This is a genomic window from Actinomadura sp. NPDC049382 (assembly GCF_040677125.1).
Lineage (GTDB): Bacteria > Actinomycetota > Actinomycetes > Streptosporangiales > Streptosporangiaceae > Spirillospora > Spirillospora geliboluensis.
In genome coordinates this window covers 1-14554 of the sequence record NZ_JBFARO010000176.1, presented here as the reverse complement: position 1 = coordinate 14554, position 14554 = coordinate 1, and the positions used below count along the sequence as shown (strand labels likewise).

14 protein-coding genes and 1 pseudogene are annotated in these 14554 nt (G+C 77.8%); 4 read left to right on the top strand and 11 right to left on the bottom strand.

All coding sequences use genetic code 11. The features are described 5' to 3' along the window. The 6 genes and pseudogenes from AB0K34_RS43275 to AB0K34_RS43250 form a co-directional block, all read right to left on the bottom strand. A pseudogene (locus tag AB0K34_RS43275) lies at nucleotides 1-689 on the bottom strand (hypothetical protein); the annotation flags it as partial. A 5-nt stretch (nucleotides 690-694) separates the two neighbouring features. Beyond that, the gene (locus AB0K34_RS43270; RefSeq protein ID WP_364554395.1) at nucleotides 695-1330 is read right to left on the bottom strand and encodes a methyltransferase domain-containing protein; all 636 of its coding nucleotides are present in this window, start codon (nucleotides 1328-1330) and stop codon (nucleotides 695-697) included. Continuing rightward, a complete protein-coding gene (locus tag AB0K34_RS43265) occupies nucleotides 1327-1998 on the bottom strand; it encodes a TIGR04282 family arsenosugar biosynthesis glycosyltransferase (protein WP_364554394.1) in 672 nt (223 codons plus the stop codon). The genes AB0K34_RS43270 and AB0K34_RS43265 overlap by 4 nt, the downstream gene beginning before the upstream one ends. After that, nucleotides 1995-2663 (bottom strand): glycosyltransferase family 2 protein, encoded by a 669-nt coding sequence (locus tag AB0K34_RS43260; protein ID WP_301177391.1) that lies wholly within the window; start codon nucleotides 2661-2663, stop codon nucleotides 1995-1997. The genes AB0K34_RS43265 and AB0K34_RS43260 overlap by 4 nt, the downstream gene beginning before the upstream one ends. Before the next feature lie 36 nt (nucleotides 2664-2699). Beyond that, nucleotides 2700-3725: an NAD-dependent epimerase/dehydratase family protein gene (locus AB0K34_RS43255; protein ID WP_364554393.1), complete on the bottom strand. Its 1026-nt coding sequence runs from the start codon at nucleotides 3723-3725 to the stop codon at nucleotides 2700-2702. Nucleotides 3726-3873: 148 nt separating this feature from the next. After that, the gene (locus AB0K34_RS43250; protein ID WP_364554392.1) at nucleotides 3874-4926 is read right to left on the bottom strand and encodes an aminotransferase class V-fold PLP-dependent enzyme; all 1053 of its coding nucleotides are present in this window, start codon (nucleotides 4924-4926) and stop codon (nucleotides 3874-3876) included. A gap of 84 nt (nucleotides 4927-5010) precedes the next feature. Here AB0K34_RS43250 and AB0K34_RS43245 point away from each other — a divergent pair, with 84 nt between their 5' ends. Further along, on the top strand, nucleotides 5011-5973 hold the full coding sequence (locus AB0K34_RS43245) for a LysR family transcriptional regulator (protein ID WP_364554391.1): 963 nt from the start codon (nucleotides 5011-5013) through the stop codon (nucleotides 5971-5973). Between the two features lie 31 nt (nucleotides 5974-6004). Here AB0K34_RS43245 and AB0K34_RS43240 read toward each other — a convergent pair whose 3' ends face one another. Beyond that, the gene (locus tag AB0K34_RS43240) at nucleotides 6005-6802 is read right to left on the bottom strand and encodes an IclR family transcriptional regulator (protein ID WP_364554390.1); all 798 of its coding nucleotides are present in this window, start codon (nucleotides 6800-6802) and stop codon (nucleotides 6005-6007) included. A 63-nt stretch (nucleotides 6803-6865) separates the two neighbouring features. On the opposite strand from AB0K34_RS43240, the gene AB0K34_RS43235 reads away from it, so the two are divergent. Continuing rightward, nucleotides 6866-8233 (top strand): cytochrome P450, encoded by a 1368-nt coding sequence (locus AB0K34_RS43235; RefSeq protein WP_364554389.1) that lies wholly within the window; start codon nucleotides 6866-6868, stop codon nucleotides 8231-8233. On the opposite strand, the gene AB0K34_RS43230 is transcribed toward AB0K34_RS43235, so the two are convergent. Next, on the bottom strand, nucleotides 8230-9210 hold the full coding sequence (locus AB0K34_RS43230; RefSeq protein ID WP_301177385.1) for a WYL domain-containing protein: 981 nt from the start codon (nucleotides 9208-9210) through the stop codon (nucleotides 8230-8232). The two genes, AB0K34_RS43235 and AB0K34_RS43230, sit on opposite strands and share 4 nt — an antisense overlap. A 62-nt stretch (nucleotides 9211-9272) precedes the next feature. Here AB0K34_RS43230 and AB0K34_RS43225 point away from each other — a divergent pair, with 62 nt between their 5' ends. Further along, on the top strand, nucleotides 9273-11570 hold the full coding sequence (locus tag AB0K34_RS43225) for an ATP-binding cassette domain-containing protein (protein ID WP_301177384.1): 2298 nt from the start codon (nucleotides 9273-9275) through the stop codon (nucleotides 11568-11570). A gap of 30 nt (nucleotides 11571-11600) precedes the next feature. On the opposite strand, the gene AB0K34_RS43220 is transcribed toward AB0K34_RS43225, so the two are convergent. Then, nucleotides 11601-12071 (bottom strand): PPOX class F420-dependent oxidoreductase, encoded by a 471-nt coding sequence (locus tag AB0K34_RS43220; protein WP_301177383.1) that lies wholly within the window; start codon nucleotides 12069-12071, stop codon nucleotides 11601-11603. Nucleotides 12072-12158: 87 nt separating this feature from the next. Between AB0K34_RS43220 and AB0K34_RS43215 the strand changes: the two genes are divergently transcribed. Further along, a complete protein-coding gene (locus tag AB0K34_RS43215; protein ID WP_301177382.1) occupies nucleotides 12159-12686 on the top strand; it encodes a pyridoxamine 5'-phosphate oxidase family protein in 528 nt (175 codons plus the stop codon). 127 nt (nucleotides 12687-12813) lie between these two features. Here the strand turns inward: AB0K34_RS43215 and AB0K34_RS43210 are convergent, their stop codons facing one another. Both AB0K34_RS43210 and AB0K34_RS43205 read right to left on the bottom strand, forming a co-directional pair. Next, nucleotides 12814-13182, bottom strand: coding sequence for a hypothetical protein (locus tag AB0K34_RS43210; protein ID WP_364554388.1), 369 nt, complete (start codon nucleotides 13180-13182; stop codon nucleotides 12814-12816). A gap of 285 nt (nucleotides 13183-13467) precedes the next feature. Next, the coding region (locus AB0K34_RS43205) for a hypothetical protein (protein ID WP_364554387.1) at nucleotides 13468-14554 on the bottom strand (1087 nt) is incomplete at its 5' end.

The window sequence follows — 14554 nt, the reverse complement described above, 5'->3', positions numbered from 1 at the left end:
CCGGGGCGGCGCGGCGCCAGCACCGCCAGCCGCGCCAGCGGCGTCACCGTCTGCCCGACCGTGGTCGCGGCGATGACGCCGCCCGCGGCGGCGGCGGTGAGCAGGAACCCGCGGCGGCCCACCCCGTCCCGGGGACGGGTCATCAGCGCCCGCCGCGCCGTGCCGCCCTCGTTGGCGATGTGCACCAGCAGCGCCCCGAACAGGATGTAGGCCGTCCAGTAGTGCGCGGTGGTGAAGAAGAACCGGAACACGTACCAGTAGGCGATGTTCAGCACCCCGGTGACGGTCTGGAACAGCGCCGCCCCGACCAGCACGAACACCAGCAGCCGCTGCACCGCGTGCCCGGCGGAGCGCACCGGCGGCCACTGCCACAGCCGGGGGTAGACCGTCCACAGCTTGGCCAGCAGCAGCGGCACGGTCGCCAGCCCGCCGATGACGTGGACGCCCTGGGTGACGCGGTACAGGCCCACCGGCCGCGACGGCCACTGCATCCACCCGGCCGGGTGCTGCATGAAGTGGCTGACCAGGCCGGTGGTGAACGACACGGTGACCGAGACGCCGAGGGCGACGCCGAGCCACGACGCGATCCGGGTGTCGTGCAGGCGGCTGGTGAATCGCCCGGCCATGCCGGTGAGCAGCGGCGGCGGTGCCGGCCGCGCACGGGTCAGGCGCGCGGGGATCTGCCGCACGCGGGTCAGGCGCGCTCGGGTCGGGCGCGCAGGGCGATGAACCACCGTCCGGCCTCCTCCCACAGTTCGGTCACGGTCGCCGCGCTCGCGGCGGCCAGGTCGCCGGCGGCGTCGGCCGACACCCGCGCCCAGGTGAACCACTCGCCGACGGTGTACTCCGACCGCAGCCGCACGGGCTCGATCCGGGAGCCGGCGCCGGGCGGGTCGACCTCGACCAGGACCCGGCCGCCGGGCGCGGGCAGCGCGAGGACGCGGCGCAGCAGCGCGGCGGGGTCGCCGCCGATGCCGATGTTGCCGTCGGCCAGCAGCACGGTGCCCCACCGGCCGGTGCCGGGCACGCGCCCGAACACGTCGCGGCACAGGGCGGGCGCGCCGGCGGCGACGGTCAGCGCGACCGCGGCGGGGGCCACGTCGATGCCGAGGACGGGGACGCCGCGGCGGGCCAGCGCCACGGTGAGCCGGCCCGGCCCGGACCCGACGTCCAGGACGGCGCCGCGGCAGCGGGCCAGCAGCCCGGCGTCGCCGGGGCGGGCCGCGGCGAGCCAGTCCTGCACCGGCAGCGGGCGGCGGCGGCCGTCGGCGTGCTCGATCTCCACGGGGGCGCGGCCCCGCAGCGCCTCCTCGTACAGTGCGCCGATCATGCCGGGACGGCCCCGGCGTGCAGGCCGCGCAGCGCGGCGGCGAACCGGGTCCCTTCGGCCAGCGCGGCGACGGCGCGGGCGTCGGCGGGGGTGTCGACGTCGGTGAGCTCGGGCAGCAGCCGGACCCGCAGGCCGGCGCCGCGCAGCCGGGCGAGCTGGGCGGCGCCGGTGTCGGGCCGCGACATCGGGACGCCGCGCAGCAGCCGCGGGTCGGGGCGGCGCAGCCCGAGCAGCCAGTACCCGCCGTCGGCGGCGGGCCCGAGCACCGCGTCGCGGTCGCGCAGGGCGCGGGCGGCGCGGCGCAGCAGCGCGGGGGTGACCTGGGGGGTGTCCATGCCGATGAGGACCAGGGGGCGGCCGGCCCACGCGTCGGTGAACGCGGCGGCCAGCCGCTCGTCCAGGCCGCCGCCGCGCTGCGCCACGACGGTGAACCCGGCGGGCAGCCACGGCCCGGGCGCGCCGTCCAGCGCCAGGACCCGCCGCCCGGCGGGCGCGGCGGCGACCGCGGCGAGGGTGTCGCACAGCGCCGCCTCGGCGAGCGCGGCGGCCTGCCCGGGCGTGTAGGCGGGGGTGAGGCGGGTCTTGACGCGCCCGGGCACGGGCTCCTTGGCGATCACGACGAGATCGGCGGGCGGGTCGGCGTCCGGGGCGGCGTCCGGGGCGGTCACCGGGCGGCCTCGGCCAGGACGCGGCGCATGTCGCGGACGGCGCGGACCGTCCCGCCGAGGGTCCCGGTCACCTTGGACGCGCCGGTGCGGGGCCGGTAGGCGACGTCGATCTCGGCGACCGGCCAGCCGTGGGCGGCGGCGCGCAGCACCATCTCCAGCGGGTAGCCGAACCGGCGGTCGGCCAGGCCCAGGCCGAGCAGCGCGGCGCGGGGCGCGGCGCGCATCGGGCCGAGGTCGCGCAGGCGGGTGCCGGCGCGCCGGTTCAGGGAGCGGGCCAGGACGGCGTTGCCGAGGCGGGCGTGCGGCGGCCACGCGCCGCGCCCCGCGGGGCGGCGGCGGCCCAGCACCAGCCCGGCCGCGCCGCCGGCGCGCAGCGCGGCGAGCGCGGCGGTGAGCCGGGGCAGTTCGGCGGGGTCGAGGGAGGCGTCGGCGTCCATCACGCACACCACCTCGGTCTCGGCGGCCAGGAGCCCGGCGTGGCAGGCGGCGCCGAACCCGCGTTCGGGCGCGGCGACGACGCGGGCGCCGCGGTCGGCGGCGACGCGCGCGGAGCCGTCGGTGGAGGCGTTGTCGACCACCAGGGGCCGGAACCCGGCGGGCATCCGGTCCAGTACCCAGGGCAGTGCCTCGGCCTCGTTGAGGCACGGGAGAACCACATCGATCACGGTCCGACGCTACTTTCGGTGACGGGGCGGCGACCCTTACGAAGTGGTGACGGGCGCGGCGGCGAACTCGGCGATGCCGTCGGCGAACGCCACCGCCGGGGAGAACCCCAGCTCGCGGCGGGCCCGGTCGGGGCGGGCGACGATGTGGCGGACGTCGCCGAGCCGGTAGCCGCCGGTGACGCGCGGCGCGGGCCCGCCGTACGCGGCCGACAGCGCGGCCGCCATCTCCCCGATGGTGCGGGGCTCGCCGCTGGCGATGTTGTAGGCGCGCAGCCCGCCGGGTTCGGGCGGCCCGGCCGCGAGCCGCTCCAGCGCGAGCACGTTGGCGCGGGCGACGTCGTGGACGTGCACGAAGTCGCGGCGCTGCGCGCCGTCCTCGAACACCAGCGGCGGCCGGCCGTCCAGCAGCGCGGACCGGAAGATCGCGGCGACGCCGGCGTAGGGGGTGTCGCGGGGCATCCGCGGCCCGTAGACGTTGTGGTAGCGCAGCGCGGCGGCGGACCCGCCGGTGGCGCGGGCCCAGGACGCGGCCAGGTGCTCCTGGGCGAGTTTGGTGTCGGCGTAGGCGTTGCGGGGGTCGGGCGGGGCGTCCTCGGCGACGGCGCCGGGCGCGAGCGGCCGCCCGCAGGCGGGGCAGCCGGGGTCGAACCGGCCGGCGGCCAGGTCCTGCTCGGGGCGGGGCCGGGGCCGGACGGGCCCGTGCGCGGCGCAGCCGTAGGCGCCCTCCCCGTAGACGACCATCGAGGACGCCAGGACGAGGGCGCCGACGCCGGCGCGGGCCATCTCGGCCAGCAGCACGGCGGTGCCCTGCACGTTCGCGGCGGTGTAGGCGGGCAGGTCGGTCACGTCGACGCCGAGGCCGACCTTGGCGGCCTGGTGGCAGACGGCGTCGACGCCGGCCAGCCGCCGGGCGACGGCGGCGGGGTCGGCGACGTCGGCGGGCGCGCCGCCGAGCCCGTCGGGCCGGGCGTCCAGGCCGCGGACGCGGTGCCCGGCGGCGGTGAGCGCCTCGGCGACGTGCGAGCCGATGAACCCGGCCGATCCGGTGAGCAGTACGTTCATGGCGACGAAGGTAGGACGCTCGGCGCGGCCGGGACGGCGTCCGCGGCCCGGTCAAGCCACCTTGTTCCAACCTTGTAAGAACTTCACCCGCGAGCCTCCCGCGAGCCCCCGCCGCGACTCGGCCGAGCCCCCCGTCGAGAGGGGCGGGTCAGGGGGTGACGAGCGGGGCGAGGAGCCCGACGGCCTTGTCGACGTCGGCCTCGGTGGTGGTGAGGTGGAACGCGCACCGCAGCCGCCCGGCCCGCACGGAGGCGATCACCCCGCCGCGGCGCAGCGCCTCGGCGGTGCCGCCGGGGACGTCGACCGCCACGATCGCCGAGTCGCCGGGCGGCAGCCCGAGCCCGGCGCGGAACCGGCGGGCCAGCGCGACGTCGTGGTCGTGGATCGCGGCGATCCCGACCCGCTCCAGCAGTTCCAGCGCGGGGGCGTGCCCGGCCCAGCACTGCCACGCCGGGGACAGGTCCAGGCGGCGCGCGTCGCCGGCCAGGCGCAGCGGCAGCCCGTAGATCGAGTCCCAGATGTCGGCGCCGGCGTACCAGCCGGCGCCGATCGGCGGCAGCGTCCGCAGCGCCTCGGCGGTGCCGGTGAGGAAGCAGGTGCCGCGGGGCCCGAGCAGCCACTTGTAGCCGCCGCACACCAGCCAGTCGACGCGGTCGGCGGGCAGCGGCAGCCATCCGGCGGCCTGGGTGGCGTCCAGCAGGATCCGGGCGCCGTGCGCGCGGGCCGCGGCGATCAGGTCGCCGAGGGGGGCGATGCGGCCGTCGGCGGACTGCACCGCCGACACCGCGACGACGCCGGTGCGGTCGGTGACGTGCTCGGCGATCCGCTCCAGCGGCACCGACCGGACGGTGAGGCCGGGCCGGGCGGCGAAGGGGAACAGCAGGGAGGTGAAGTCGCCGTCGGCGACCAGGACCTCGGTGCGGTCGGGCAGCGACGCGGCGACCAGCCCCACGAAGTAGGACACCTGCGGCCCGCACGCGACCCGGGCGGCGGGGACGCCGAGCAGCCGCGCGAACGCCTCCCGGGACCGGGTGACGGCCGCGTCCAGGTCGGTGGGGACCATGAGCCCGGCGGCGCGGTCGCGCTCGGCGGCGAGCATCGCCTCGTGCGCGGCGCGGGGCGGCAGCCCGTAGGTGGCGGTGTTGAGGTAGGCGGCGCCGGCGGCGAACTCGCGCTGCGCCGCCTCGATGGAGAGGGTCATGGTCCGATCGTCGGGCACCCGCGTCCCATAGCGCAAAGTACGGTTTTCTGGGCGTCCCATCAACATTGTTGATACCTTGCGGGGATGCTGGACCTGCACCGGGGCCGGATCCTGCGGGAGGTCGCGCGGCTCGGCTCGATGACCGCCGCCGCGCGGGCCCTGTCCTACACCCAGCCCGCCGTGTCGCACCACATCGCGCGGCTGGAGGCCGAGGCCGGGACGCCGCTGGTGGTGCGGCACGGCCGCGGGGTGCGGCTGACCGAGGCGGGCCGGATCCTGGTCGAGCACGTCGAGGACGTCCTGGCCCGGATGGACGACGCGCAGGAGCAGATCGCGGCGATCGCGGGGCTGCGGGCGGGCCGGGTGCGGGTCGCGGTGTTCCCGACGGCGGCCGGGGCGCTGCTGCCGGACGCGCTGGCGCGGCTGGCCGAGCGGGCGCCGGGGGTGTCGGTGACGCTGGTGGACGCCGAGCCGCCGGAGGCGCTGGCGCTGCTGCGCGCGGGCGACACCGACATCGCGGTGGTGTTCCGCTACGAGCACACCCCGCCCGACGCCGACGCCCGGTTCCGGGAGGTGGCGCTGGCGCGGGACCCGCTGCGGCTGCTGGTCCCGGCGGGCCACCCCCTGGCGGCGGCGGAGGCGCCGCGGCTGGCGGACCTGGCCGGGCAGCGGTGGGCGTCGGGCTGCGCGCGGTGCCGCGACCACCTGCGGTGGGCGTGCGGGCGGGCCGGGTTCGTCCCCGACATCGCGTTCGCGACTGAGGACCACGTCGCGGTCCAGCGGCTGGTCGCGCGGGGCCTGGCGGTCACGGCGCTGCCGGCGCTGGCGCTCGGCCTGCACGCCGAGCCGGGCGTGGCGGTCCCGGACGTGCCCGCGGTGGGCAGCCGCCTCATCAGCGCGGTCGTCGCGGCGGGCCCGCGGCCCCCGGCGGTGGCGGCGCTGCTGGACGAGCTCACCGCCGTCTCCGCCGCCGCCGTCGGCCCGGACGGCCCCGCACAGGCCGAGCCCGGCCCGGCCGAGCCGGTCGAACCGGCCCTGCCCGGCTGAACCGGCCGGGGCGGGCTGAACCGGCCGGGGGTCAGGACAGGTGGCGGTGCAGGGCGGTGAGGCGGCCCGCGGCGGCCAGGACGGCCTCGGCCAGGCCGGGCAGCCGGTCGTCGCCGAACCGCACCGACGGGCCCTGCAGCGCGACCGCCGCGAACACCCGGCCGCCGCCGTCGCGGACCGGCGCGGCCACGGCCCGCACCCCCACCAGCCGCTCCTCGTCGTTGAGCGAGTAGCCGCGGGCGCGGACGCGGGCCAGGTCGTCGTCCAGGCCGCGGCGGGTGGTGAGGGTGGCGGGGGTGTAGCGGGCGTAGGGCTCGTCCATCGCGACGGGGTCGCCGCCGAACGCCAGCAGCGCCTTGCCCATCGCGCAGGTGTGGATGGGGTTGCGGTCGCCGGGCGGCTGGTCGTAGCGCAGCGGGTGCAGCGACGGCAGGTGCATCAGGACCGCGACCTCGTCGCCGGCGCGGACGCCGAGGCTGACGGCCTCGCCGGTGCCGTCGCGCAGCGCGGTCAGCTCCGGCTGCAGCAGCGTGGCGCCCATCCGCTCCAGCGCGAGCCGGCCGAGGATCGCGGTGGTGGGGCCGAGGAAGTACCGCTCGGTCGCCGGGTCCTGCGCGAGCATCCCGGTGGCGTGCAGGGCGTGCACGATGCGGTGCGCGGTGCTGACCGACAGCCCGAGCCGGTGCGCGATCTCGGTGGGGGTCTGCCGGGCGGCGTCCTCGAAGGAGCGCAGGACCGCCACCGACCGGTCCACGGTCTGCGTGCCAGGTTTGGGGTGGTGGGTCCCGTCCGCCCGTCCGCCGGGGACGGCGCCGCTGTCGTCCGTCACGGAGCCCATCCTCCCACCGCGGCCCGCGCCGGGACCGGCGGGGGGGCGTGCCATAGTGGGCGGGTGGCCTCCCAGACCCCGGTACGGCTCCCCCGCCCGCACGGCCCGCGCGGCGGGCCGTCCCCGGCGCTGACGGCGCGGCACGGGCTGGCGTTCGCGCTGAACCCGTGCGCGAGCCTGCTGCGCCTGCACGCCGAGGCCGGCCCGGTCGCGGCGGTGGGGACGCGGCGCCGCCCGTTCGTGCACCTGTTCGGCCCCGACGCCAACGCGTTCGTGTTCGCCAACTCGGGGCTGTTCCGGTGGCGGGAGGCGTTCGACCTGCTGGTGCCGGTGAACGGGGAGACCGCGCTGATCGTCAGCGACGGCGCCGACCACCGGCGGCGCCGCCGGCTGGTCCAGCCGGCGTTCCACCACCGCCGCGTCGGCGGGTACGTGGCGCGGATGGCGGCCAACACCGACGCGGCGGTGGCGTCGTGGCGGCCGGGGCGGCGGCTGGACGCCTACGCCGAGCTGCGGTCGGTGATCCGCCGCAGCACCGTGGAGGTGCTGTTCGGGGACCGGCTCGCCGCCGACGCCGAGGTGATCGGGCGGCGGCTGCAGACCGCGCTCGCCGCGATCGACCAGAACTTCGTCCTGCAGATGGCGCTGCGGTCGGTGCCCAACCCCTACATGCGGCGGGTCGCGGCGGCCCGCGCGCAGGTGGTCGCGCGGGTGGACGAGGAGGTCGATCGGCGGCTGCGCGAGGGCGGCGCGCACGACGACGTGCTGGCCATGCTGATGGCGGCCCGCGACGAGGACGGCGCGGGCCTGACCCGCCAGGAGCTGCAGGACCAGGTCATCAGCCTGATCTCCGCCGGGTACGACACCACCAGCGCGGCGATGGCGTGGGCGGTGTACGCGCTGGCGGCGCACCCGGCCGCGTGGGAGCGGGCGCGCCGCGAGGTCGCCGAGGTGGTCGGCGACCGGGCGGTTGCGGCCGCGGACCTGCCCGCGCTGACCTATCTGGACGGGGTGGTGAACGAGACGCTGCGGCTGTTCCCGCCGGCGGTGCTCAGCGCCCGCGTCCCGGTGGAGGACTTCACCTATGCCGGGCACCGCGTCCCGGCGGGCGCGATGGTGCTGTACTCGCCGTTCGTCACGCACCGGATGCCGCAGGTGTGGCCGCAGGCGGGGCGGTTCCGGCCCGAGCGGTGGGATCCGGCCTCGCCGCTGCATCGGCCCGCGTCGCCGTCGACGTTCCTGCCGTTCGGCGGCGGGCCGCACCGCTGCATCGGGTCGACGCTGGCGACGGTGGAGCTGAAGACGATGCTGGCGTGCCTGCTGCGCGGCACGCGGCTGCGGCCGGCGGGCCCGGTGCCGGTCCCGACGAGCGTGACGGCGATGCGGCCGCGCGGCGGCCTGCCCGTCGAGATCCTCCCGCCCGCCCCCTAGCCGCCGCCCGGGCCGCCGTGCGGGCCGGTGGCGGCGCGGGTCAGCCGCTCGCCCATGGCCGCGAGCCGTTCGCGCAGTTCGGCCGGTTCGCGGATCTCGAAGTCCAGGTCGAGGTAGGCGATGCGCAGCGCCGTCCATTCCAGGGAGTCGGCGGTGGTGCGCAGCAGGCAGGTGTCGTCGTCGACCGGTTCGACCTCGGCGGCGGTGACGCGGAACCGGTCGGCGAGCTCGGCGGCGGGGGCGTGCACGAGCAGCACCGCGCGCCGCAGCGGCCGCGACCGCGCCAGCGACCGGGTGACGAACGCGGCGGCGCCGCCGGCGGGCGGCTCGCGGGGCGGGAACCGGACGCCGGTGGGGTGCGGGGCCGAGAGCCGGTCGACGCGGAAGGTCCGCCATTCGCCGCGGCCGGTGTCGTGGGCGACCAGGTACCAGCGGCGCCCGGCCGACACCAGCCCGTGCGGGTCGGCCAGGCGGCGGGTCTCGGCGCCGCCGGAGTCGCGGTAGGCGAAGCGGAGGCGTTCGCGGTCGCGGCACGCGGCGGCCAGCGCGGTCAGGACGGCCGGGTCGGCGGCGGGCCCGGCGGGCGGCCCGGTCAGCGGGGTGGTCGCGGTGTGCAGGGCGGTGACGCGGCGCCGCAGCCGCGCGGGCAGGACCTGTTCGAGCTTGGCCAGCGCCCGCACCGACGCCTCGCCGATGCCCTCGACCGCTCCCCCGGCGGCGGTGCGGAGCCCGACGGCGATCGCGACGGCCTCCTCGTCGTCCAGCAGCAGCGGCGGCATCGCGGCGCCGGCCTCCAGCGCGTACCCGCCGGCGGCGCCGAGGGTGGAGTGCACGGGGTAGCCGAGGCCGCGCAGCCGCTCGACGTCGCGGCGGACGGTGCGGGCGCTGACGCCGAGCCGCTCGCGCAGTTCGGGGCCGCTCCATTCGCGGCGGGCCTGCAGGAGCGACAGCAGCCGCAGCAGCCGTTCTGACGACATGCCTCCAGTATGCGGGCGAAGGAGGCCAGGTCCTGACCGCTTTGGTTCCTAGCGTGGCGGGCATGAGCGACGACGACATCGTGATCATCGGGGCCCGGCACAACAACCTGAAGGACGTCTCGGTGCGCATCCCGAAGAACCGGCTCGTGGTGGTGTCGGGGGTGTCGGGGTCGGGCAAGTCCTCGCTGGTGTTCGGGACGGTCGCGGCGGAGGCGCAGCGGCAGCTGGGCGAGACGCTCGGCTGGTTCGCCCGCGACCGGCTGCCCAAGCGGGAGCGGCCGGACGCCGACGCCGTCGACGGGCTGGCGCCCGCGGTGGTGGTCGACCAGCGGCCGGTCGGCGGGAACGCCCGCTCGACGGTCGGGACGGCCACCGGCGTGTCCCCGGTGCTGCGGGTGCTGTTCTCCCGGTTCGGGACGCCGTCGGCCGGGGAGGCCGCCGCGTACTCCTTCAACGACCCGCGGGGCATGTGCCGGGCGTGCGACGGGCTGGGCCGCGCGGTGCGGGTCGACCTGGACCGGTTCCTGGACGTCTCGCGGTCGCTGAACGAGGGCGCGGTGAACTTCCCGCCGTTCGGCGTCGGGACCTTCCCCTGGCAGCTGTACGCCGAGTCGGGCCTGTTCGACCCCGACAGGCCGCTGCGCGAGTTCACCGAGACCGAGTGGGAGCTGCTGCTGCACGGCAAGGGGTTCCGCGTGCCGCGCCGCAACCGGACCGGGTCGATGGGCGACAACGCCTACGAGGGCCTGGTCGCGCGGTTCGAGCGCCTCTACCTCAACCGGGACCCGGGCGCGCTGCGGGCGGGGCTGCGGGAGGCGGTGCGGCGCGTGGTCCGCGAGGACGCCTGCACCGCGTGCGGGGGCGCGCGCCTGAACCCGGCGGCGCTGGCGTCGCGGATCGGCGGCCGCTCCATCGCCGACCTGGCGCGGCTGGAGGCCTCCGACCTGATCGGCGTGCTCGCCGCGATCACCGACCCGGTCGCGGCGCGGGTCGCGGACGCGGCGGTCACCCGGCTGCGGCGGCTGGACGGCATCGGCCTGGGCTACCTCACCCTGGACCGCGAGACCGGCACCCTGTCGGGCGGGGAGGCGCAGCGGCTGAAGGTCGTCCGGCACCTGGGGTCGAGCCTGACCGGGATGGCCTACGTCTTCGACGAGCCGACCGCCGGCCTGCACCCCGCCGACGTGGACCGGCTGACCGGGCTGCTGGCGGGGCTGCGCGACCGGGGCAACACGGTGCTGGTGGTCGAGCACGACCCCGCCGTCATCGGCGCCGCCGACCACGTGATCGACATGGGGCCGGGCGCGGGCGAGGACGGCGGCCGGGTGCTGTTCACCGGCACCCCGGAGGCGCTGCGGGACGCGGGGACGCCGACGGGGCGGGCGCTGCGCCGCGCCGCGCCGGTCAAGGCCGCGGTGCGGGAGCCGTCGGGCTGGACGACGGTGGCCGGTGCCCGCGCCCGCAACCTCAAGGGCGTGACGGCGCGGTTCCCGCACGGGGTCCTGACGGCCGTGACGGGCGTGGCGGGGTCGGGCAAGACCACCCTGGTCATGGACGGGTTCGCGGCCCGCCACCCCGGTGCGGTCGTGGTGGACCAGTCGGCGATCGCGGCGTCCCGCCGGTCGACCCCGGCGACGTTCCTCGGCGCGATGGACCCGCTGCGGCGGCTGTTCGCCCGCGCGAGCGGCGCCCCGCCGGCGCTGTTCTCGCACAACTCGGCGGGCGCGTGCCCGGACTGCGGCGGCAGCGGCGAGATCGTCACCGACCTGGCGTTCATGGACCCGGTCACGACGCGGTGCCGGGCGTGCGGGGGCCGCCGCTACCGGCCGGAGGCGCTGGCGCACACGCTGCGGGGCCGCACGATCGCCGACGTGCTGGAGATGACCGCCGACCGCGCCCTGGCGTTCCTCGAAGGACCCGCCACCGAGGGGGCCGCTGCGGAGGGGGTCGCCGGGCCGCTGCGGGCGCTGCGGGACGTGGGCCTGGGCTACCTGACGCTCGGCCGCCCGCTGACGTCGCTGTCGGGCGGGGAGCGGCAGCGCCTGAAGCTGGCGGCGCGGCTCGGCGGCACCGGCGCGGTCTACGTGCTGGACGAGCCGGCGACCGGGCTGCACATGTCCGACGTCGGCGCGCTGATCGCGCTGCTGGACCGGCTGGTGGACGCCGGGAACACCGTGGTGGTGGCCGAGCACGACCCGCGGGTGGTCGCGGCGGCGGACTGGGTGATCGACCTCGGCCCGGGCGGCGGCCGGCACGGCGGCGAGATCGTGTTCGCCGGCACCCCGGCGGCGCTGCTGGACGCGCCGGGTTCGGCGACGGCGGAGTACCTGCGCCGCGAGGCCGCCCCGGCCGCCGTGTGACCCGCCCCGCCGCGCCCGGCCTCGCCGGGGCTAGTCGCCGGTGGCGAGGCGGGCGGGGAACCCGCCGGTGGCGATCGGCCCCCACCGGTCGATCGCGACGCGGATCAGCGACTTGCCCTGGCGGCGCATCGCCTCGCGGTACTCGTCCCAGTCGGGGTGCTCCCCGGCGATGCACCGGTAGTAGTCGACGAGGGCGTCGGCGGCGTCGGGCATGTCGATGACCTCGGCGGTCCCGTCGACCTGGACGTAGGGGCCGTTGAAGTCGTCCGACAGCACGCACAGCGACACGCGCGGGTCGCGGCGGGCGTTGCGGGCCTTGGCGCGCTCGGGGTAGGTGGATACCACGACGCGGCCCTGCCCGTCGACGCCGCAGGTCACGGGCGACATCTGCGGGCGCCCGTCGGCGCGGGCGGTGGACAGCAGGGCATGGTGGCGGGGCCGCAGGAACTCCAGCAGCTCGGCGCGGCCGATGCGGTTCGCGGTGGCGATGGAAGGAGCCATGGCCCCACCCTAGGGAACCGGGCGCCGATGAGTTCGGGCCCGCCGCGCGGTCTGCACCTGAGACAGTCCAGCCGAAGGAGGACGGCGATGACCACCGACCGCGAACCCGTCGAGGCCCACAACCTCGACATCTACGGCAGCCCCGAACTGGAGTGGGCGGACGTCCGCGACGCGCTCGTGGGGGCGCTGCCCAAGCCGGAGACGGCGGCGTTCCTGGGGACGGTCCGCCCGGACGGCCGGCCGCACTCGGCGGGCATCGGCCCGCTGTGGCGCGACGGCGAGGTGTTCTTCGTCAGCGGGCCCGGCACCCGCAAGTCGCGCAACCTGGCGGCGAACCCGGCCTGCACCCTGTCGGTCCGCACCCCGTCCGGGGACGTGGTGCTGGAGGGGACGGCCGAGCGCGTCACCGACCCGGCGGTGCTGGAGCCGGTCGCGGCCGCCTACCGGGAGGGCGGCTGGCCCGCGCAGGTCGACGGGGACGCCTTCACCGCCCCCTACAGCGCGCAGAGCGCCGGCCCGCCGCCCTGGCACCTGTACCGGCTGGTGTTCCACACGGTGGTGGCGCTCAGCACGGTGGAGCCGTACGGCGCGGCGCGCTGGCGCTTCGCGACCTGACCGCCGCCCGGTCGCCTCGGCCGGCCGCCCCGGCCGGTCATCGACTTTCGTCTACGGTCCCGTCGCCGTTCGGGCGCACCGCGCGGCGCCGGCGGGCGGCGAGACTTAGGGCATGGCACGGGGCATTTCACTCGGGGGCGCGCCGGTGGGCCGCTGGAGGCTGGAGCACGGCGGCCGCCTGCTGGAGGTCGAGACCGGCCGCGCCGGCTGGGACCGGTTCGCGCGCCTGTACGTCGACGGCGTGCGGGAGGCGGCCGTGGACGGGGTGCTGCTGAAGGCGGAGCTGCCGTACGGGCAGTGGTCGGTGGCGGTGGTGTTCGACGCGGCCGGGCTGCTGGACGGGCAGGCCGCCCGCTGCGCGCTGACCCCGCCGAAACCCGCCGAGGACGACGCGGACGGCGGGGAGCCGGTGGCGTTCGAGCCGCCGGCGGGGACGCGGGCGGCGCGGCGGGAGGCGTTCGCGCGGGCGCGTCCGGTCCTGTACGCCTCGCGGCATGTGGTGGTGGCGGCGGGGAAGGTGCTGTTCCCGCTGCTGGGACTGGGTGCGCTGGTGCGGCTGCTGCTGGCGCTGGTGCCGCGCCCGGACGTCGCCCTGCCCGACATCGACCTGCCGTCGCCGCCGTGGCCGGACATCCCGTGGCCGGACGTCCCGCTCCCGGACCTGCCGGAGGTGCCGGAGGTGCCGGGGTGGGTGCGGGCGGTGCTGGCGGCGACGAAGTTCTGGGTGCCGGTGCTGATCGCGGCGGTGGTCGCGGTGCGGGAGGTGCGGCGCCGCGGCCGGTCAGCCGCTGAGCAGGGCGAACAGCCCGGCGCAGGTGAGCGCGACCATGACGGCGGCGATCGGGAGCTGCCCGCGCGCGGCCGGGCCGGGGCCGCGCAGGGCGAGGTCGTGCGCGGCGATGGTCCCGGCGATGTGGCCGAGGACGATGGCGTTGACCTGGACCTGCGCGGTGAGCGTGGGCCCGGTGAGGTCGTAGTCGATCCGGTTGCCGGTGGAGCCGAGCAGGTTCCAGCCCGTCCCGAACGGGTCGCTGGCGAGGATGACGGTGGTCTGCCCTTCCAGGACGAAGAAGGAGAAGTAGTGGGCGAGGGTGTAGCCGAGCGCGATGGGCAGCAGCGTCGCGGCGAACCGGGCGGGCAGCGCGGCCGGGTCCTGGCCGGTCAGGCGGGCGCTGAGGCGCAGCGCCGCGACGTAGAGGGCGGCGACGGCGCCGATCGCGGCGGCGAGCCCTAGCGTCCCGGCGGGGACGCTGGAGGGGTCGACGTTGTCGCGCCAGTAGGTGGTGCGGGTGATGCCGTCGAACCCGGTGGAGCCGATGAGGACGCAGGCGGTGGCGGTGAGGCCGGGTTCGGCGGCGCCGGTCATCAGGCCGGTGAGGGGCGTCCGCAGGACGAGGGTCCCGTCGGGGCGGCGTCCGATCGGGCACATCCGGGCCAGCAGGCTCGCGTAGGCCTCGAACCCGTCCCCGCGGGTGAACCAGTCGCGGCCGAACCACCAGGCCAGGGCGAGGTTCGCGGCCGCGTAGGCGAGGACGAGCGTCCCGACCAGGCGCGGGTCGGAGCGGTGGGGGGCGACCAGTTCCAGCCACACGAACCCGGTGAGCCAGGCGGCGGCGGGCCAGTACCCGAGGCGGGCGGGCAGGGCGCGGCGCCCGGCGGGCGGGGTGCGGGTGGCGCGGCACAGGGCGGCGTGCAGGGTGCGGAGCGGGTTGACGCGCCGCCACACGGGTCCGAGCAGGACGCCGGCGGGGACGAGCCCGACCCAGAACGTCACGTACAGCGCCCACGGCGCCAGGTTGGCGTCGGCGCCGGGCGGCCCGGCGAACGCGACCGCGACGACGAGCGCCGCCGCGGCGAGGGCGAGGGCC

Coding starts and splice junctions, on each gene's coding strand:
- AB0K34_RS43215 (WP_301177382.1), top strand. CDS start 12,159: ATGACCACCGACCGCGAACCCGTCGAGGCCCACAACCTCGACATCTAC.
- AB0K34_RS43255 (WP_364554393.1), bottom strand. CDS start 3,725: ATGAACGTACTGCTCACCGGATCGGCCGGGTTCATCGGCTCGCACGTC.
- AB0K34_RS43225 (WP_301177384.1), top strand. CDS start 9,273: ATGAGCGACGACGACATCGTGATCATCGGGGCCCGGCACAACAACCTG.
- AB0K34_RS43250 (WP_364554392.1), bottom strand. CDS start 4,926: ATGACCCTCTCCATCGAGGCGGCGCAGCGCGAGTTCGCCGCCGGCGCC.
- AB0K34_RS43210 (WP_364554388.1), bottom strand. CDS start 13,182: ATGCCGCGAGGCGTACAGGACCGGACGCGCCCGCGCGAACGCCTCCCG.
- AB0K34_RS43230 (WP_301177385.1), bottom strand. CDS start 9,210: ATGTCGTCAGAACGGCTGCTGCGGCTGCTGTCGCTCCTGCAGGCCCGC.
- AB0K34_RS43220 (WP_301177383.1), bottom strand. CDS start 12,071: ATGGCTCCTTCCATCGCCACCGCGAACCGCATCGGCCGCGCCGAGCTG.
- AB0K34_RS43245 (WP_364554391.1), top strand. CDS start 5,011: ATGCTGGACCTGCACCGGGGCCGGATCCTGCGGGAGGTCGCGCGGCTC.
- AB0K34_RS43270 (WP_364554395.1), bottom strand. CDS start 1,330: ATGATCGGCGCACTGTACGAGGAGGCGCTGCGGGGCCGCGCCCCCGTG.